The organism is Granulicella sp. L46 (assembly GCF_009765785.1).
Taxonomy (GTDB): Bacteria; Acidobacteriota; Terriglobia; order Terriglobales; family Acidobacteriaceae; genus Granulicella.
Genome location: NZ_LMUT01000015.1, coordinates 72,641 through 90,064 on the forward strand (window position 1 = coordinate 72,641; position 17,424 = coordinate 90,064).

General features: G+C 60.3%; 18 protein-coding genes. 9 read left to right on the plus strand and 9 right to left on the minus strand.

All coding sequences use genetic code 11. The features are described 5' to 3' along the window. Positions 1-139: 139 nt before the first annotated feature. Positions 140-1,366 carry a DNA-processing protein DprA gene (gene dprA / locus GSQ80_RS16730; RefSeq protein WP_254059714.1) on the minus strand — a complete coding sequence of 409 codons (1,227 nt, stop codon included), beginning with the start codon at positions 1,364-1,366 and terminating at the stop codon, positions 140-142. An 88-nt stretch (positions 1,367-1,454) separates the two neighbouring features. Here dprA and GSQ80_RS16735 point away from each other — a divergent pair, with 88 nt between their 5' ends. Beyond that, on the plus strand, positions 1,455-2,327 hold the full coding sequence (locus GSQ80_RS16735; RefSeq protein ID WP_158788819.1) for a menaquinone biosynthesis protein: 873 nt from the start codon (positions 1,455-1,457) through the stop codon (positions 2,325-2,327). 261 nt (positions 2,328-2,588) lie between these two features. On the opposite strand, the gene GSQ80_RS16740 is transcribed toward GSQ80_RS16735, so the two are convergent. From GSQ80_RS16740 to GSQ80_RS16750, 4 genes are all read right to left on the minus strand, one after another. Further along, the gene (locus GSQ80_RS16740) at positions 2,589-3,506 is read right to left on the minus strand and encodes a hypothetical protein (protein ID WP_158788820.1); all 918 of its coding nucleotides are present in this window, start codon (positions 3,504-3,506) and stop codon (positions 2,589-2,591) included. 31 nt (positions 3,507-3,537) lie between these two features. After that, complete coding sequence (locus GSQ80_RS16745; RefSeq protein ID WP_158788821.1) at positions 3,538-4,101, minus strand: regulatory protein RecX; 564 nt, start codon at positions 4,099-4,101, stop codon at positions 3,538-3,540. Positions 4,102-4,224: 123 nt separating this feature from the next. Further along, positions 4,225-4,353 (minus strand): hypothetical protein, encoded by a 129-nt coding sequence (locus GSQ80_RS23675; RefSeq protein WP_256369907.1) that lies wholly within the window; start codon positions 4,351-4,353, stop codon positions 4,225-4,227. A gap of 10 nt (positions 4,354-4,363) precedes the next feature. Continuing rightward, entirely contained in the window at positions 4,364-6,523 is a 2,160-nt protein-coding gene (locus GSQ80_RS16750) for a S9 family peptidase (RefSeq protein ID WP_254059715.1), read from the minus strand. A 109-nt stretch (positions 6,524-6,632) separates the two neighbouring features. Here GSQ80_RS16750 and GSQ80_RS16755 point away from each other — a divergent pair, with 109 nt between their 5' ends. Then, complete coding sequence (locus tag GSQ80_RS16755) at positions 6,633-6,821, plus strand: hypothetical protein (protein ID WP_158788822.1); 189 nt, start codon at positions 6,633-6,635, stop codon at positions 6,819-6,821. Between the two features lie 11 nt (positions 6,822-6,832). Next, on the plus strand, positions 6,833-7,669 hold the full coding sequence (locus GSQ80_RS16760) for a hypothetical protein (RefSeq protein ID WP_158788823.1): 837 nt from the start codon (positions 6,833-6,835) through the stop codon (positions 7,667-7,669). A 744-nt stretch (positions 7,670-8,413) separates the two neighbouring features. Here GSQ80_RS16760 and GSQ80_RS16765 read toward each other — a convergent pair. Next, complete coding sequence (locus tag GSQ80_RS16765) at positions 8,414-9,076, minus strand: HNH endonuclease (protein WP_254059716.1); 663 nt, start codon at positions 9,074-9,076, stop codon at positions 8,414-8,416. A 40-nt stretch (positions 9,077-9,116) separates the two neighbouring features. Beyond that, a complete protein-coding gene (locus GSQ80_RS16770) occupies positions 9,117-10,004 on the minus strand; it encodes a ComF family protein (protein WP_158788824.1) in 888 nt (295 codons plus the stop codon). 339 nt (positions 10,005-10,343) lie between these two features. Between GSQ80_RS16770 and cyoE the strand changes: the two genes are divergently transcribed. From cyoE to GSQ80_RS16785, 3 genes are all read left to right on the plus strand, one after another. Then, entirely contained in the window at positions 10,344-11,267 is a 924-nt protein-coding gene (gene cyoE / locus GSQ80_RS16775; RefSeq protein WP_254059717.1) for a heme o synthase, read from the plus strand. Positions 11,268-11,314: 47 nt separating this feature from the next. Continuing rightward, entirely contained in the window at positions 11,315-11,875 is a 561-nt protein-coding gene (locus GSQ80_RS16780; RefSeq protein WP_158788826.1) for a DUF420 domain-containing protein, read from the plus strand. A 76-nt stretch (positions 11,876-11,951) separates the two neighbouring features. Further along, positions 11,952-12,182 carry a hypothetical protein gene (locus tag GSQ80_RS16785; protein ID WP_158788827.1) on the plus strand — a complete coding sequence of 77 codons (231 nt, stop codon included), beginning with the start codon at positions 11,952-11,954 and terminating at the stop codon, positions 12,180-12,182. Positions 12,183-12,189: 7 nt separating this feature from the next. Here GSQ80_RS16785 and GSQ80_RS16790 read toward each other — a convergent pair whose 3' ends face one another. Then, positions 12,190-13,200, minus strand: a complete 1,011-nt coding sequence (locus tag GSQ80_RS16790) for a transporter substrate-binding domain-containing protein (protein WP_158788828.1) — start codon at positions 13,198-13,200, stop codon at positions 12,190-12,192. Positions 13,201-13,232: 32 nt separating this feature from the next. Then, entirely contained in the window at positions 13,233-15,254 is a 2,022-nt protein-coding gene (locus GSQ80_RS16795; protein WP_158788829.1) for a phospholipase C, read from the minus strand. A gap of 289 nt (positions 15,255-15,543) precedes the next feature. On the opposite strand from GSQ80_RS16795, the gene GSQ80_RS16800 reads away from it, so the two are divergent. The 3 genes from GSQ80_RS16800 (at position 15,544) to cyaY (ending at position 17,421) form a co-directional block, all read left to right on the plus strand. Continuing rightward, the gene (locus GSQ80_RS16800; protein ID WP_158788830.1) at positions 15,544-16,014 is read left to right on the plus strand and encodes a single-stranded DNA-binding protein; all 471 of its coding nucleotides are present in this window, start codon (positions 15,544-15,546) and stop codon (positions 16,012-16,014) included. Positions 16,015-16,124: 110 nt separating this feature from the next. Continuing rightward, positions 16,125-17,078, plus strand: a complete 954-nt coding sequence (locus GSQ80_RS16805) for a hypothetical protein (protein WP_158788831.1) — start codon at positions 16,125-16,127, stop codon at positions 17,076-17,078. 7 nt (positions 17,079-17,085) lie between these two features. Further along, positions 17,086-17,421 (plus strand): iron donor protein CyaY, encoded by a 336-nt coding sequence (gene cyaY / locus GSQ80_RS16810; protein ID WP_158788832.1) that lies wholly within the window; start codon positions 17,086-17,088, stop codon positions 17,419-17,421. Positions 17,422-17,424 lie beyond the last annotated feature (3 nt).

The following is a 17,424-nucleotide window of genomic DNA, read 5'->3' on the forward strand; positions in this document are numbered from 1 at the left end:
GCAACCTATCACGTTTAGCCAAGTCGAAGTCAAACCGCACCCCGATATCCATCGGCCTGCGAGCTAACTTGCTTGTCCTGTTGGACGCAAAAACTTTCGAATCAGCGCCACCTCTCGCTCAATCTAGCGGAGGAACTTTTTAGAAGCACCGTACATATTGTTTGCCTGGCATCTGCTTCACTCTACCGCTAAGTTCCAATTCAAACAACGCGGTAAAGATTTCACCCGAGACCATCTTGAGCTCCAGCCGCTCAATCAACTCATCAAGTTGCAGCGTCTCATCCTGCCGCAACTCCTGCATCACCAGGCGCTCATGCTCGCTCATGGGAGGGCTCGTCTGGTGGTCGTTAAATAAAGATGCACTTCCCTCCACAGAAGATTCATTCCTCCCCGCCTGCGCCTCCGCTGCCGCCTCCAACTCCATTCGCACCTGCGACGGCAGATCCTCCCACACATCCTCCCAGGTCGCCGTCAACTTCGCGCCCTGCTTGATCAATGTATTCGGACCCCACGCATTCTTATTGGTCGCATTACCCGGCACCGCATACACATCGCGCCCCTGATCCAGCGCACATCGCGCCGTAATCCTCGTGCCCGAATATTCCCCACCCTCCACCACCAGCACGCCGACACTCATCCCGCTCAGCGTCCGATTCCGTATAGGAAAATTCTGCGGCGCCGGAAACGTCCCCAGCGGAAACTCACTCACAATCGCTCCACCCTGTGCGACAATCTGCTCTGCCAGCCGCTTGTTCTCCTTGGGATAAATCACGTCGATCCCCGTCCCCCAAACCGCAACCGTCGCACCTCCAGCCTCCAGCGCGCCCTTGTGCGCACACGAGTCCACACCCCGCGCCATGCCGCTCATGATCACCATCCCGCGCCGCGCCAAATCGCGACTCAACATCTCCGCCATGCCCGATCCATACGGCGTCGGCTGTCGGGTCCCCACCACCGCAATCCCCGCACGACTCAGCAGCGCTGCGTTACCCCGCACCCAAAGCACCGACGGCGGATCATATATCTCCAACAGCCTATCCGGATACGCCGCATCCTCAGGCGTCAGAAAGCTCGCCTGCTGCTCCTGGACACGCGCCGCTTCTTCAACCGCCGCAGCCCGCGCTCGTCCATCGAAACAGAACTGCGCTGACTCCGCCGGCATCCCTACACCTTCCAGCTCAGTCAGGCTCGCATGAAACAAACGCCCCGCAGCTCCCAGCCGACGCACCGCACGCCCACATCGAGTCGGCCCCATTCCGGGCGTCAAAGTCAACGCCAGCCACGCCAGCCTCGCTTCTTGAACCTCACTCGACAGCGTCTCTGGAGAAACTGCCGCGCCCGCCCGTTCCTCAATCCCATCCATCATCACGCGTACCTCTCAGCTGCGTCGTGCTCGCATCCTACATCAACCGCGCGCCAACCGCTGTGTCGCACGCTTCTTCTAAAATCAAACTGTGCCTCTACGCGTCTCCACCATCGCTTTCCTGAACCCAGCTCCACTGCTCTACAACTTCGAGCACGAACCCACCGCCACAACCCTCCGCGAGCACTACGACGTCCACTACACCTCGCCCGCCATCTGCGCCGAGGAACTCAACGCCGGTACCGCCGACCTCGGCCTCATCCCCATTGCTTCTCTCACGCCAGATCTCGCTATCGTCCCCGGCTGCGCCATCGCCAGCCGCGACGAAGTCCGCAGCATCCTTCTACTCGTCAAAAATCCCGACTGGCTCTCTCCCGCCGAAGCCCTCAAACAAGTCCGCACCGTCGCCACCGACACCGCCAGCCGCAGCTCCGTCACCTACACCCGCATCCTCTTCGAGCACTTCCACCACACCTACCCAACCTTCGTCGACTTCCCTGCCGACCTCGCCACCATGCTCCCCGGCTCCGACGCCGCGCTCCTCATCGGCGACCCTGCACTCCTCGCCCGGGAGCAGCGCACCGCCATCGACAACGCCACCAAAACCCCTCTCCTCTGGCTCGACCTCGCCCACCTCTGGCGCGAGCTCACCGGCCTCCCCTGGGTAGCCGCCGTCTGGGCCCTCCGCCCCGAATCCCTGGCCCCCGCAGGCCTCTCCCCCCAACAACTCATCGCCGACCTTACCGCCAGCCGCGACGCCGGCCTAGCCCACACCGAGCAGATCGTCGACGAGTGGACACCGAAACTAGCCCTCTCCCCCAACACCATCCGCACCTACCTCCGCCACAACATCCACTACACGCTAGACCCCGACTGCCTCCGCGCCATAGAACTCTTCCGCACCCTGGCCACTCAGATCAACGCCCTACCACCCCTACCCACCCTAAACCTCCTAACCCCCTAGCCGCCCCTGCCTTTGCCTTTGCCTTTGCGTTTGCGTTTGCGTTTGCCTTTCTTCGACAATTTCTGAAAGAAATTGTCATTCCGAGCGTAGCGAGTGAACCTGCTGTCTCCCGTTCTTGCCCTTGCCTTTCTTTCTGTCATTCCCTCTGGGAATCTGCTTCTTCTGTTCTCGCTTCTACGTACCCCAAGGCTTCAGCCTTGGGTCTCATGCATTACGAACAGCGGGGCTTTAGCCCCTGGGGCATGAGCTCCCACAATACCCTCAAACCTCCGGCGCCCAAGTCCATCCCTCAATCCCACACAGCGGATCCCGCGGCATCGGCAGCCGCGCAAACGTCTCCCTCCGTTCCGCCATCACCATCGTGCTAACCAGCGCATCAAACGCATCCTCCCCACCGCGCGCCTTCTGCATCACCCCACGAGACAACGCCGCATACCCCGCATCCTCCCGCCGCTTCTTCAACAAATAAGCCGCCCGCGCAGCCGCATTCGACTTCTTCACCGCCCCCGTATTCAACCGCGTATACATCTCCACCACCAACGGACGAGCATCCCGCCCAACCAGCGACGGCGCATCAAACGGCCACACCCGAAACCCCGCCTCCCTCAGCCTCAGCAACACCGCAAACCCGCGCAGCGACGCCGTACCCACGCTTCCCGACCCGCCAATCTGAAACACACTCTTCGGCGTAATCCCCTTCACCCGAGCCTGCCGTTCGGCCTCAGGAATCTCCGCCACAATCTTGCAATCAATATCGGTAGCCCGCAACATCCGATGCAGATGCTCCCCAGAAAACTCCGCCGGCCGCTCGCCCCGATGACCCACACCCGGCTTCCCCCAAAACCGCCGATCCTCTGCCCCCCGCATCAACCACCTCTCCGCATGTCCTTCGTCAACAACGCGCCTCCAAAACTCCGGCGCACTCCCGACTCCATGCTCATCCCTGACAAACCACGCCGGAAAGCTAAAGCAAAAATCAAACCCTACCACCATCCGCGGCGTCTCCTTCGCCATCTCGATCAGCCACTCCGCAATCTCCGCGCGCGTCCTCCCCGCCTCCAACCGCACGCTCACTTTTCCTCGCGGATCCTCCGTCCAAACTCCCGCCCAGATATGCCGCCGCTGCCCGGCCGCATCCACCCTCCCCGACCAATCAATCCCCACCACCCGCTGCACCATACGTTTTTCCCTACACTCTATCCTCTATCCCCTACTCACTGTCCTCGACATCCACCTCTTCCACCTCCGCACCCCAACTCCTCAGCACCTTCCAAATCGTCTTAGTAGAAAACCCCGCCCCCATCAGCCGCCGCATCGCGCGCGCGATCTCTTTATCTCCCTCCGGCTTCTTCATCCGCTTGCGCGCGACATACTCCTTCGCCAGCGCCACCTCATCCACCTCGTCATACGCAGTAGCCAGCGTAGACTGCGTCAGCTCCTGCGCAATCCCCTTCTGCATCAACCCCTGCTGCACTCTCCGCTTGCCGTATTTCTCATTCTCCTTACGCAGCCGCGTGTAGTCCGCCGCAAACCGCTCATCGCTCAGATACCCCAGCTCCTTCAACTTCAAAATCACCGCGTCCATCGCTGCTTCACCCTCCTCGCCAGGCTCCGCACGCGTACTCATCTTCCGCCGCAGATCGCGCACACTCTTCATCTGCGAGCTCAACGAGCGCACCGCAAACTCCAGCAACCCCGCCACATCCAGCGGAGGCTTCGGCTTCTTCACTTTGAAGCCCCCCGCCCCATAACTCTTTGCCTTCCCAAAACTCATTGTTGCTCCTCTAACTGCACAACTCTGTCATCTCGACCGAACCATCACGCTCTTGTCGTGATGCGTAGCGGAGAGACCTGCAGCCCTGCCTACCATTGCACTCCCATTCGCAGCTTCCAGCCACTACTTCTCTCGCGCCTCTAACGGATTCTTCTCCGGCCCCACCGCCGCATACTTACCCATCCCCGTCCACCGATCGCACCAGTCATCGACAGTCTCCCACCACAACTGCGCGTTCTGCGGCTTCAACACCCAGTGCCCCTCATCCGAAAAAATAAAGCATCTTCGACGGCACACCCAGCAACTGCAGCGCCGTAAACAACTGCAACCCCTGGCTAACATCCAGCCGATAATCCCTCTGCGAATGCACCACCAGCGTAGGCGTCCGCGCATCCTTAATAAACATCATCGGAGACCACTTCCGAAACGGATCCTCCCCCGCCGGCTTCCCATAAAAATCCCAAGGCCGCGCCGCCTTCCCCTGCTCTACAACATCGTCGTTGCCGTTACTTTTCTTCCTGTCATTCCCTCCGGGAATCTGCTTCTCTACCCCCGCCGCCAACGGCCGAAACTCCCACTCGTTAAACCACAACTCCTCAGTCGCACCAAACGCACTCACCGGGTCATACATCCCATCATGCGTCACGATGCACTTGAACCGATCTGTATGCGTGAGCACCCAATTCGCCATGAACCCGCCATAGCTAGCCCCCAGCGCACACTCCCGCGTCTTGTCGATGAACGAAAACTTAGCCTCCGCCGCATCCAGCCCCTTCATCAAATCCACATACGGCCGCCCACCCCAATCCCCCGACACCTCATCCACAAACTGCTGCCCATACCCCGTCGACCCCCGCGGATTCACCATCACCACCACATACCCACTAGCCGCAAACAGCTCCGGATTCCACCGATACGACCACGCATCTCCCCAACTCCCCTGCGGCCCCCCATGAATCAAAAACTTCACCGGATACTTCTTCCCCGCATCAAAATGAGGCGGCCGCACCACAAACCCCTCCACCTTCGTCCCATTCGCACCAGCAAACCAATACGACTCCATCTTCGGAAGATCAAGCTTCGATACCAGCACATCATTCAAGTGCGTGATCGCGACTTCACCACCCCACTCCGACGCACCTCTCGCGTGCTCCTTCGGCAAACGAACAATCTCCGCTGGATGTTCGACCGACACACGTACAGCAATCAGGACGCTCCCACCGCTGCTGCTCCCTGCGCGTGGCAGAACGAGGATATCGCTAAACTCACCCTCCCCCTCTAAAAACCCTAGTTTGTTACCAGCTATGCCGACGAAATCAATATTCTCGTTCCCGGCTAACGGCGTCGTGTAAAAGAGGCCCTCTGACTCGGGTGTCCAAGCAAACTCATCCACCCAATTTTCAAGCGTCCCAGTCAAATCCCGAATCGCCCCTGTCCCCCGATCCATCACCACTAAATCAAACTTGTCGCTCTCAAACCCATTCCTCTTCTGCGACCGCCAAGCCAGCCACTTCCCATCCGGCGAATACGCCGGCCCATCATCACTCCCCGCGCTCGTCGACACCTTCTTCGCCGACGAAGGCACCGCCCCCACCTGCAACACAAAAATATCGTTGTTGGTCGACTCCGCCGGCACCTTATCCAAATTCACGACATACGCAATCTCCTTCCCATCCGGAGAAATCGCATACCCCACCGGCGCACTCAACGAAAACGTAGGCGCCTCATGATCCCCCACCACACTAGCCGGCGTGACATCCTCAGGCGCCCCACCCTCTACGCTCCCCCAAAAAATATGCGACCGCTTCTCCCCCAAATAATGATCCCAATGCCGATACAGCAAGTCCGTAAAAATCATCGCCTTCACCGGACTCTTAGCCGCCGCCGCATCCTTCTCCGCATTACACTTCGCCTCAGCGTCAGCCCTCCCCGCCCCCACAGCCGCCTCGCACCCCGGATACACATCCGACACAAATAAAAAATGTTTCGAGTCCGGAGCCCAAACTCCACCATCGGCCCCCGTCTCCAACGACGTCACCGCCCGCCCCGTCCCGATCGTCCCAGCCGCATCATCCCAAGCCGCCACCACCAACTGCCCATCCGCCGCATACATCACAGCCTTCCCATCCCGCGAAAGCCGTCCCCCACTCTCCCCACTGCCCGTAGTCACCTGCCGCTCTTTCGCAGCGCCATCAACCGGCACCACCCAAAGATGATTCGTCTTCGTATTCTTCTCCAGCGAAACATCCGTAACCGAAAACAGCACCCACTTCCCACTCACCGAAACCTGCGGATCGCTAACCCGCTTCATCGCCATCAAATCCGCAAACGTCATCGGCCTCTTCGCCGAACCCACCTGCCCACCCGCAGCACAAACCATCCCCACCAATAAACTCGCAGCACAAATCGTCCGGATCTTCATCGCGCCAGTTTACGCCCAGACCTAATTCCTACCAGTGACCGCAGACATGAACCGACCACGCGAAGCCCCTCGCCGTCCGCGCAGGACTGCCCCATATCTCGATTCTGAGATGTGGGCATCGCGCGCCACGCGCGACCGCCCCCGCCCCTCTCCACCCTCCCTAAAATCTGTCATCCTGAGCGAAGGGCGCAGCCCGAAGCCGAAGGACCCCGAAGAACTCACCCTCACCCATACCCTCAACCCTTTCTCACCCAAAGCCCTAACCCCCGCCCCCACGCAGGACCCGTCTATCCTGTAGCAAGCACCATCATGACCCGAACCCTCCTCCTCTTCGCCACGATTCTCACCTCCACCCAAGCCCAACAAGGCTTCGGCCCTCTCGACCCCACGCCCCCCGCCGCCCCCATCCCACAAATCCTCACCCACATGGCCCAGCAAGAATCCGCCTTCGCGAACGCGCGCGACCACTACACCTTCCGCCAGGACGTCACCTTCGAAACCCTCGCCCCCGACACCAACCAACCCGACGGCGCCTACCACCAGCTCACCGACATCTCCTTCGACGACGCCGGCCGCCGCCAGGAGCACGTCGTCTTCGCCCCCGCCAACACCCTCCAGCGCGTCACCCTCACCGAAGCCGACCTCGACGACGTAGCCCACCGCCTACCCTTCATCCTCACCACCCCCGAGCTACCCGACTATACCCTCACCTACCTCGGCCGCCAACGTGTCGACCAGCTCGACACCTACGTCTTCGACTGCACCCCCCGCGAGATATTAAAAGATCACCGATCCTTGCAAGTAGAAGATCACCGTTACTTCCAAGGCCGCATCTGGCTCTCACAGCAGGACCACCAGATCGTCCTAATCCACGGCCAGGCCGTCCCGCAAGACACGCGCCCCGGCCACGAAAACCTCTCCCCGCCCTTCACCACGTACTACCAGCAGATCGACGGCAAGTACTGGTTCCCCATCTACACCCGCGCCGACGGCACCCTCCACTTCCCAGCCCACGCCGACGCCCTCTCCCAAACCGTCCATGTCCGCACCACGGTCCGCTACACCGACTACAAGCGCTTCCACGCCACCGTCACCCTCCACTATGGCACCGAAGTCCCCACCACCCCCAACCCACCCCAGCCATAACCCCCGAACCCATCAGCACGTTTGTCATCCTGCTACCCACCCGGATTTGTCATCCTTCGCCAAAGGTGGAGGATCTGTTTCTAGTCTTGCGGTTGCTCGTTTTTCGCCGTCATCCTGAGGCGCAGCCGAAGGACCCCCGCATTGGTTGTTGCCGTTGTCGTGGCTGTTGCTCTTGCCTTTCTGTCTGTCATTCCGAGCGCAGCGAGGAACCTGCTTCTCGCTTGCAGAGCAAGCGCCCGTTCTGGCGGATTAGCAGGGGGCTTCAGCCCCCTGAATCCCCCAGACCGGAAGCGGGCTTTAGCCCCGAGCCCTCCCAAACCTGTCAAGCCCCCAGACCGCCCAAAAATCGCCAAACCCCCTATAAACACTGGCGATATATATTTCCAAAACCTGGCATAATCACCCCCACCAACCCGCTACAATTTAACTAGACCCTTCCCACGCCTCAATCCCATCGCAACCCAAAAGCCTACAAATCAAACAGGGCCAACGGTCCGACATATACCTGGCGGGTCATGCGTTCCCACCCAACAAGCCGCGCAAGGGGTACCTTGCCACCTAACCCATCTGATTGAACCACTTTACAGCCAAAGTCATATCCAGAGGGGGGATACTTTGCCGTCTAACCCGCCTGAATGGACTACTTTACAGCCCAAGTCATACCCAAAGGGGGGGAGGGGGGTACCCCCCATGCCGACGCCCTGAATAGCAGCCACGCTAAGCCTCCCGCCGTCCGTACCGGACCTACGCCGCCGGCTCCGACTCAAAGTAAAGATACTTCCGCCAATTCGCATCCGCGCTGCCAATCATCCGCATAATATGTCGCGAAGTATGCAGCGAAAACGGCCGCGGCTCGCGCAGCAGCTTCATCTCCGTCAGCTCATGCAGCATCAGGCTCCCTTTGCGCCGATTGCAATCCCGGCAGCAAGCCACCAGATTCTCCCACGTCGACAAACCGCCGCGGCAACGCGGCACCACATGATCCAACGTCAGCTCGGAAGCAATCAAAACCTTCTGGCAATACTGGCAAGTGTTCCGGTCGCGCAGCAAAATATTTTTCCGGCTCAGCGCCCGCGTCTGGTGCGGAATCCGCCGATACTCCAGCAGCCGAATCACGCTAGGCATCTGCAGGTTCATCCGATGGGAATGCAACACGGCACCCTGCTCCTCCTCAGTTCGCGCCACGCCCTTCAGCACCAGCACCAGCGCCCGCCGCGCCCCGCAGATATTGATCGGCTCATAGCTCGCATTCAGCACAAGCACCGGCGTCTGCATGGCCGGCTGCCGAAACACACCCATGCGTATGTCAATCGCCTCAGCCCGCGCCGTCCCCGCCACAGGATGCGTCGTATGGTGTCGATTGCCCGACCGCTTGTTTCTCGCCCCACTAGATTTGCCAGCCTGCATCCCTGCCCTCCGGTTCTATTGGTCCTTCGAAATTCCGCTGCTAAAAACTAACCCGTCTTCCAACCTCCGGCTCAATCACCCGAGCCGGAACTGCATCCCAAATCGCAAAGCTCTCATCGTCATGCTGAGCCGTACTGAGAACGCTCTCCGGCTGCGCCCGCGCCGCCGTCACCACCCAGACCTTCGCCGCGCCTGCGCGCTTCAACACGCGAGCACACTCCCGCGCGGTAGCTCCGGTAGTCATAATGTCGTCGATCAGCAACACCTCGCGCCCGCGCACAGCCTCCGCATCGGCCACGCGAAACGCGCCCTTTAAACTTGCTCGCCGCTGCGTGGGATTGAGCGAATACAGCGCCCGCGTGTCCTTCACCCGGCTCAGCGCTTGTCCCTGCAGAGACAACGTCCACCGCGGATCGAGCTTACGTAGCCGCTTGATCATCACCTCAGCCAGCACCTTCGCCTGGTTGAACCCGCGCGCCTTCTCCCGAGCGGCAAACAAAGGAACCGGAACCACCACCAACTCATCGGCCGCATCGCCCCGCAGCTTCTGCGCCGCAGCAGCCATAGCGTCGCCGAGCACGTATTCCGCAACGCCGCGCATGCCCTCAAACTTCAGCAGGTGCAGCATCCTGCGCATCTCGTCTTCGTAATTTGCATGGGCCACAGCCCGATCGAACTGCGGGGGAGCCAGCCGGCACATCGTGCACTCGCCCACGCCCATCGCCGCCGCAAAGCGTGCCGACTCCATCCCCAAGGCGTCGCCGCAGCGCGTGCACAACACATCCTGTTCTGTCGCAGCCTGCGTTCCCACCCGCGCAACGCAAGCCTCACAAACCCTCACCGGCGCCAGCGCAGCCATAGCGGCCCCGCATACCCGGCAATCGGAAGGCATCAAAATGTTGGTGAAATCAGCGACCGTCCACTTCATCGCCGTGCTGCAACTTCGAAGCACGCGTGTCACCGCGCGCCATCCGGACTCGCCGGCATACCTACCAGGCGGCCCACCATTCCCGAGCTGGACATCCCTCACGCTTGGGCTGAAGACGAACCTCACTCGCGGCACAGCAAGAAAAACACCAGCTCTGCCAATAACCGCAGTATAACGTTGCCTCCGTTTCAGTGCAATGAATGCCGGCGAACCAATCAGGATGCTGCGCCTACCAGAAACCCATTACGTCCCGAAGGATCAATGCCCTGCATAGCCTGCCCAATCGCGATATCCTTTAAGTTCGACGTGTCCATCACAGCCACATCTACCGTAGAGACCTTGCGCACCCGCAGCCACTCGCTGCTCAGCGACTACGCTGTGCTCGTCAAACCGCGCGTCTCACTGATGGTCATCATCTATGCCGCGGCAAGCTTCTACCTAGGCTCGCTCGCCTCGGGCATCTCGCCCTTCCACCTCGGACTCGTCAAAGCCCTGTTCGGGATCAGTCTCGTCACAGCCGGCTCCAGCGTCCTCAACCAGGCTCTCGAGCGCACCACCGATCGCCGCATGCCTCGCACCGCGGATCGTCCCATGGCGCAGCACCGCATCGGTCTCGCCCACGGCCTCATCCTCGGCTTCCTCCTCGTCTTCGGAGGATCCATCTACCTCACGCTGGTGACCAATCCCATCACCGGCATGCTGACCCTGCTCACCGCGGTCAGCTATGTAGCGATATACACCCCGCTCAAGCGCATCACGTCGCTCAACACCTTCATCGGAGCCTTCCCCGGAGCAGTTCCGGGCCTCATCGGCTGGACCGCCGCCCGCGGCGTCATCGAGTGGCCCGCCGTCGCCCTCTTCGCCATCCTCTTCGTCTGGCAATTCCCCCACTTCATGGCCATCGGCTGGCTCTATCGTGCCGACTACGCCCACGCCGGCATCCGCCTCGCCGCCACCCAACAACCCTCAAGCGAAGCCGCCCGATCCTCCGCCCTCCAGGCCCTCTTCTACGCCGTCCTCATGATCCCCGCCAGCCTCTGGCCCACCTGGCTCCACGTCACCGGCATACCCTACGCCGTAGCTGCCATAGTTCTCGACGCCGGCTATCTCGCCGCCACCATCCGTTTCCTACGCATCACCCGCGCCCCCGACGACCCCGAGAACCGCATCCTCGCCCGTCAACTACTCAAAGTCTCGGTCATCTACTTGCCTCTGCTCCTGCTCGCCATGATCGTCGACGCCAAAGGCCGCCTCATCTTCTGACCTTGCCTCACTAGCAACCCAGAACCATCAGTCCATCAGGAACATTCATGCCCGCCATCGCCGCACCCAATCCGAACTACCGCACGCCCACCTCAATCATCGCCGCCATCATCGGAATCTCCGCCGTGGCCTCGATCTTCCTGGCCTGGCTGGTCTACTACCATCCCCCCGTCGACGCAGCCGGAACACACCTCACGTTTCTCCCAGCGCTAGACGCCATCCTCAATGCACTCTGCGCTATCTTCCTGATCCTCGGCTTCCGTTACATCAAGCTCCGCAAGATCACCGCGCATCGCAACAGCATGTTCGCGGCCTTCACCGTCTCGAGCGCCTTCCTCGTCGCCTACATCGCCAACCACGTTCTGCACGGCGACATGCTCTTCCCGACCGCGCATCCCACCGCGCGTTTCATCTATCTCTGGATTCTCCTCCTCCCCCACATCTTCCTTGCCGTCGTCGCTCTCCCAATGATCCTGATCACGTTCTTCCTCTCCCTCACAGGCCGCTTCCCAGCCCACCGCAAGCTTGCGCGCTGGACCTTCCCCATCTGGCTCTACGTCTCAGTCAGCGGAGTCGTGGTCTACGCCATGCTCGCAGCCTACCGCTAACCGTCATCCTTCGCCGCAACCGGAGGGTCTGCTGCTTTCTCTATCCTCTATCCCCTACTCTCTATCCCCTGTCCCTATGCAGTCAGACACCCGCAAGCTCCTCACCACCGGCACCACCATCCTCCTCGTCGGAGCGATCGCCACCCTGCTTATCTTCACCGTCTTCGGCGGAGTCACCCGTGAAGGCCCCCACACCAACGGCGGTTGGCTCGCCTTGGTCGTCGCCCTTGGCTGCTTGCCCACCAGCGCCTTCACCCTATTTCTCGGCCTCGCCAAACTCCTCGGCGACATGCGCCACCGCTCATGACGGATAGCTACTTCGGTGGCAGCGCAATCATCAAACCACCATGTTCGCGCAACTCGTTCTCCCCGCGTGGCAGCTTAAACGCCGACCCGCTCCCCAGATCGCGCTCATAGATCTCCCCATAATTTCCCGTCGCCTCGACCACCTTCACAACCCAATCGTTCGCAAGCCCCAACCCGCTCCCGATCTGCTGTGATCCTCCCAGCAGAAACCACAGCACCGGATCGCCCCCACCCGCCTTCCCAACCTCAGCCCCCCTCGACGCCGCATTCGCCTTCGCCACACCGCTCTCCTCAGCCTGCACCAACGCCTCCATCACCCAGCTCACAATCGCGGCCCACTGCGCATCGTCATCCCGTACAGCAGCAGCCAGTGGATCCTTCGAGATAGTCTCCGGAAGCAGTCGCGTGGGCTTTCCATGCTGCCCCAGCAACGCCCGCGTCCCCGCCAGGCGCGTCCGATCTCCAGCCAGCGCACCACAGTTCCCCGTAGCGAACGCCGCTTCCATCTCTCCCTCCTCCTGAAAAGGAAACGGAACATAATCCAGATGCTCGCGCGCAAACCACGACCGTACGCTCTCCTCCACCGCAGTCTCAGCGATGAAGCAGATCTTCTTGCCGCTCAACTGCCGTGCCCGCATGACCGGGCTCGAGCCGAGCACCAGAAACCCAACCCCATCCCACAGCACAGGCCGCATAAATTCCAAATGCGTTCCCACTGAGTGCGTAAAGTCGTCGCTAAGCGTAGGCACCATGTCCACAACTCCCGACTTCAGCGCCTCCATCGCCGCTCGATCATCCGGATAGTTCACCATCCGAACCAGCGCATGCTCCCCCAGCACTGCCACAGCTACGGCTCGACACAGATCCTCATCAAACGCCTGGCGCCCACCGTGATCATCCGCCGTCGAATACTCCGGCTCCTCCTGATCAATCCCACAGCCAAGCACGCCGGCAGCGCGCACCCGCTCCAACGTAGAGGCTCCCTGTGTAATCTGCGCGTGGCCAACCATGTATCCCATCGATAGCACGCCAGCCACCACCCACCCGCGCGCTATGGCGTCCACCCTCCAGCGGTGGGAATACCCGGCGTTGAATCCGGCCGCGGATTAAAGTCGCTCGGCACCGGATTAGGCAACCCGCTATCCGTCGGCGTAATCCCCAACACCCGGCACCCGCGGCCCTGATCATGCGGGAACGCATCAATCTCGGTCTTCGGAATGATCGCGTACGCCGCGTCCAACGGAGCCCTCTTGCCCTCAAGTCGCAAGACATCAAACGCCGAACTCATGTCCCCAACACCCGGAACCTTATCGTCCGCTGGCCCCAGGTGTTCTTGCCCAAACTTCTCTTTACCAATCTCTCGCCCGCGCTCTTCATCGGGAAGATCGGCCAGCGGGATCAGCGTAAATACCTCATCAACAAACTTGATCACCGAGCTATGCTCCGTCGGCACATGCGAAACGCCATGCGCCACCGCATAAGGCGAGATCACGAGCGCAGGAATTCGCGGCCCCTGCTCCAGCGGCAAGCCCGCCGCATCCTGCGAACGTATCTTCGGCCGCGCATGGTCATACTCGCCATCGGACTCGTCATACGTAATGATGATCGCGCTCTGGCTCCAGTAAGGGCTTGCGGCGATCGCATTAATCTCCTCCGCCAGCAAGGCCTCACTCACCTGAGAATCCGAGTATCCCGGATGATCGTCGTTACCATTAAACACAGTCGCCAGCCTCGGATTCGGATCCTGTGGCTTCCACCCTTCAATGTTCCCGTAACCCCCGCGAACATAAAACACTCCCGATGCCGGTAGCCGCTTTGCCGCCAAATCCCGAAAGAAATCGCTCAGCCCATGCAGATGCGTCGACGCGAGCGGGTTGTTCGCGACATACCCAAAATATTGCGGTGCGTTATGGTGCGCGACATATCCATCATGCGTCGCCTTTGCATCTGGATCGTTCTTCTCACGGTCATACCCCTGCTGGTACCAGCCCCAGTTCACGGCACTCACCCCGTGCCCCGCAATCTTTTCGATATCTTCCTGCACATCCGGCAGATCAAATGCCGGGTCATAATCCCGTGCCGTCGTCTTCTTGATCGCGCTGCCCATAAACGAGAGCGGCAGACTCGCAAACGTAAGGTTCTTCGAAACGCCTCCGAACGTATGCAGAGCTTGCGGCTGCTTTAACTGAGCCGCCGTGTCCAGCGCCGATCCCCAGTAAGGCTGAGGATCGGACAGCATCGGAACCGTAGCCCCCACCCCTATCCCACCCGTAGCCGCGGCATCCGGATGCAGCATCCACTGCGTCTCGCCGCCCTGCCCCGCAATCATCGCAATGGCATTCGGCGTCGACGGACCAACGATCGTATCCATGAAGTGATCGAACAGCGTAAACCGATCCGCATACCGCCACAAAAACGGCACCGTGTCGCAGTCCACATGGCTCATCACGAGCTCACCAAACTGCTTGCGCTCCAGCGTAGGAACGTTGGAAAGTTTTCCACCCACCAGCGTCACACCCTCTTCGGTCAGCGCATACTCCGAGTTCTGCGCCACCCCATTCGCATCCAGCGCAATCTTCCGCACCATCGCCACATGCGAGTGGTTCACCGAAGCAATATCCGCTGGATAAAGCGGCACCGTCTTCCCTGCCGCATCCGTCACCGTCGCTGGAATCCTGAAGGGCGTCACCTTCCCCAACGTTCCATCCGTATTCACAATCGTCTGCGTAAACCTCGCCACCTGTCCCTGCGCATAAGGGCCGTTCGGCCCGGCATAAAGTCCGTCCGCGCCCGGATAGCTCCCGAAATAAAAATCGAACGAGCGGTTCTCCTGAAACAAAACAAACACGTACTTGATGTGCTGCCGAATCAATTGCAGCTTCTCTTCAGCCGAAATCGCCGGCTCACTCGCCGCATCGATCACCCGCGCACTCACCGCCGCGCTCGACTTCGGTGCAATCGTCACCTCCGGTACCGCGCTCTCCGCCGTTCCCTGCGCCCGCCCCCTCCCAAACCCCAACCCGCAAGCAGCGATCAGCAACGCCCACCGACACACAGCACTCAATTTCGCCATATCGCTAACTTATGCCGTCCTGCAGCGCCGTGGCAACACAATGCCCAATCGCAGCAGCCGCCATCTGCCCAGGCTCACATCGCCGGATCGCAACGCTATAGTATGATTTTGGTTGCGTACCGGGCAGATGCAACCCATCCATCCACAATCGAAGGACAGCCCCGGCATCACATTTCATTTACCCGCCGCTGGCAAATGATCGCGATGGTATTCAACCAAAACGGTCGAGCTCACCCCCGACTGAGTCCAGTGATCGGCAAAAATTAGATCAAGAACAACGGAGTGCACCATGGCAAAAGGCGTCAACAAAGTTTTCCTTCTCGGTAACGTCGGCAAAGACCCCGAGATTCGCACTACAGCCGGCGGTATGACGGTAGCCTCTTTTTCTCTCGCGACCGCCGAGCGCGCCAAGGATGCTCAGGGAAACTGGGCCGACAAGACGGAGTGGCACAATTTGGTCGCATTTCAGCGCACCGCCGAAATCGTGCGCGATTACGTGAAAAAAGGCACGCAGGTTTTTATTGAAGGCAAGATCCAGACTCGCTCCTGGGACGACAAGGAATCCGGCCAGAAGAAATATCGCACCGAGATTCTCATCAACGAACTCTCTCTGCTGGGTGGTGGCGCTGGCCGTAGTGAGGGCGCAAGCAGCTCCTCCGGCGGATATTCCAGCTCACGCTCGTCATCCTCTGCCCCTGCCTCCACGCCCTCAAACGACTATGCCGACCAGGGAATTACGGACGAGGACATTCCCTTCTAGCGGAAGTTATCTTGTTGAAAAGTGGCACTTCTACAAAACCCATAGAATACTGAAATAAGCGCACCTCACTCTTCTTGCTATTTCTTAAAGTATTCTCTGGACCAATATCCATGCACCTTTTTCGATCATTTGCCGCTCTTCCCGTTGCGCTACTCTGCATCGTTTGCCCAGCCTCGGCTCAGAAGCACGATCTGGGATCCTCGCCGCCAACGGCTCCGCCCTCAAAGCAGATAGCAGCGCCCCAGGCCGCACCGCTCGCCACTCCAAGCCTCGGTACCCTGCAATTTTCCACCGTGAATCTAGCGGTCTCCGCGCCACAATCGCTTGCAACCCAACTCCAAACCTCTGACGACCGTACACGGGCAGCTGCCCTTGCTGCCATTGGCGCACCGGAGACGTACCTTGACCATGGCCATGCCCCGTTCCCGCACTCCGTGCGCCTCGATCTGCTGGCTCTCGGCACCTCCAACGAACTAGACGCAATCCTCACCGTAGAGCTTGACCAGCACCTGGTAAGTGCCATCTTCATGCCGGAAGACGAACAATGGCACCGCATCGCGACCGTCATTTACCCAACCAGCTTCACCAATACGTCCACCACCCCGTCCACCTTCCTCCGCGCCGACCGCGCGCTCCGCGAACCGCAGCATTACACTGCCGTCTTTCACTCCACCGCCCCAGGCGCTAACGGAGACTTCACGGAGACCGAAGTTCACCTCCAGATCCTCAACGGCCGTCCCACTATCACCACCGGCTTCGCCTCGAGCGAACGCACCTGCGACCCCACCCATCAGCATCCCTGTGACATTACGCAGCGCTGGCTCCAGCCAGATGGCACCGACCCTGAACATCGCTTCCTTCTCGTCACCGCTACGGGCCACGACAAGCCCAACGTAGCTGGCGACCCCATCGCTCACGCGGAGACCTTCGAGGAATCCCGCCTCCGCGACTTTTCCTGCCAGCCGTTCGCCTTCTCAGATACCACACTGCACTTCGAACCCAGTGGACCCCCAGCCCCCTGTGTCACCGCCCACGACCAGCAGCACGAGCAACCGTTACACTAGTGTTTGCATGATCGACGAAATCACATTCCGCCAAGAGTCTGACAAGGCCCTCGAGTCCCTCAAGCAGGCTCTCTTCCGTGCCGAGGAAGCCGGCGGCTTCGAGACCGACGAGAAGAATGGCGTCCTCAACGTTCTCTTCGAAGACGGCGCCGCCAAATTTGTCTTCACGCCCAACACCCCGGTTCGCCAGGTTTGGATCTCCGCGCTCTCCACCTCCTACAAACTTGAGTGGGACGAAACAGCGCGCGCCTTCACACTACCCAAGACAGGCGAAGACCTCCGCATCCTCACCGAGCGCCTACTCCGCGAGCAACTGGACGACCCCAGCATCACTCTTACCTAGTCC

Excerpts from the sequence above, each read along its gene's own strand:
- dprA (WP_254059714.1), bottom strand. The coding sequence starts at position 1,366 with ATGATGGATGGGATTGAGGAACGGGCGGGCGCGGCAGTTTCTCCAGAG.
- GSQ80_RS16740 (WP_158788820.1), bottom strand. The coding sequence starts at position 3,506 with ATGGTGCAGCGGGTGGTGGGGATTGATTGGTCGGGGAGGGTGGATGCG.
- GSQ80_RS16745 (WP_158788821.1), bottom strand. The coding sequence starts at position 4,101 with ATGAGTTTTGGGAAGGCAAAGAGTTATGGGGCGGGGGGCTTCAAAGTG.
- GSQ80_RS16750 (WP_254059715.1), bottom strand. The coding sequence starts at position 6,523 with ATGAAGATCCGGACGATTTGTGCTGCGAGTTTATTGGTGGGGATGGTT.
- GSQ80_RS16755 (WP_158788822.1), top strand. The coding sequence starts at position 6,633 with ATGTGGGCATCGCGCGCCACGCGCGACCGCCCCCGCCCCTCTCCACCC.
- GSQ80_RS16760 (WP_158788823.1), top strand. The coding sequence starts at position 6,833 with ATGACCCGAACCCTCCTCCTCTTCGCCACGATTCTCACCTCCACCCAA.
- GSQ80_RS16765 (WP_254059716.1), bottom strand. The coding sequence starts at position 9,076 with ATGCAGGCTGGCAAATCTAGTGGGGCGAGAAACAAGCGGTCGGGCAAT.
- GSQ80_RS16770 (WP_158788824.1), bottom strand. The coding sequence starts at position 10,004 with ATGAAGTGGACGGTCGCTGATTTCACCAACATTTTGATGCCTTCCGAT.
- GSQ80_RS16780 (WP_158788826.1), top strand. The coding sequence starts at position 11,315 with ATGCCCGCCATCGCCGCACCCAATCCGAACTACCGCACGCCCACCTCA.
- GSQ80_RS16785 (WP_158788827.1), top strand. The coding sequence starts at position 11,952 with ATGCAGTCAGACACCCGCAAGCTCCTCACCACCGGCACCACCATCCTC.
- GSQ80_RS16790 (WP_158788828.1), bottom strand. The coding sequence starts at position 13,200 with ATGGGATACATGGTTGGCCACGCGCAGATTACACAGGGAGCCTCTACG.
- GSQ80_RS16795 (WP_158788829.1), bottom strand. The coding sequence starts at position 15,254 with ATGGCGAAATTGAGTGCTGTGTGTCGGTGGGCGTTGCTGATCGCTGCT.
- GSQ80_RS16800 (WP_158788830.1), top strand. The coding sequence starts at position 15,544 with ATGGCAAAAGGCGTCAACAAAGTTTTCCTTCTCGGTAACGTCGGCAAA.
- GSQ80_RS16805 (WP_158788831.1), top strand. The coding sequence starts at position 16,125 with ATGCACCTTTTTCGATCATTTGCCGCTCTTCCCGTTGCGCTACTCTGC.
- cyaY (WP_158788832.1), top strand. The coding sequence starts at position 17,086 with ATGATCGACGAAATCACATTCCGCCAAGAGTCTGACAAGGCCCTCGAG.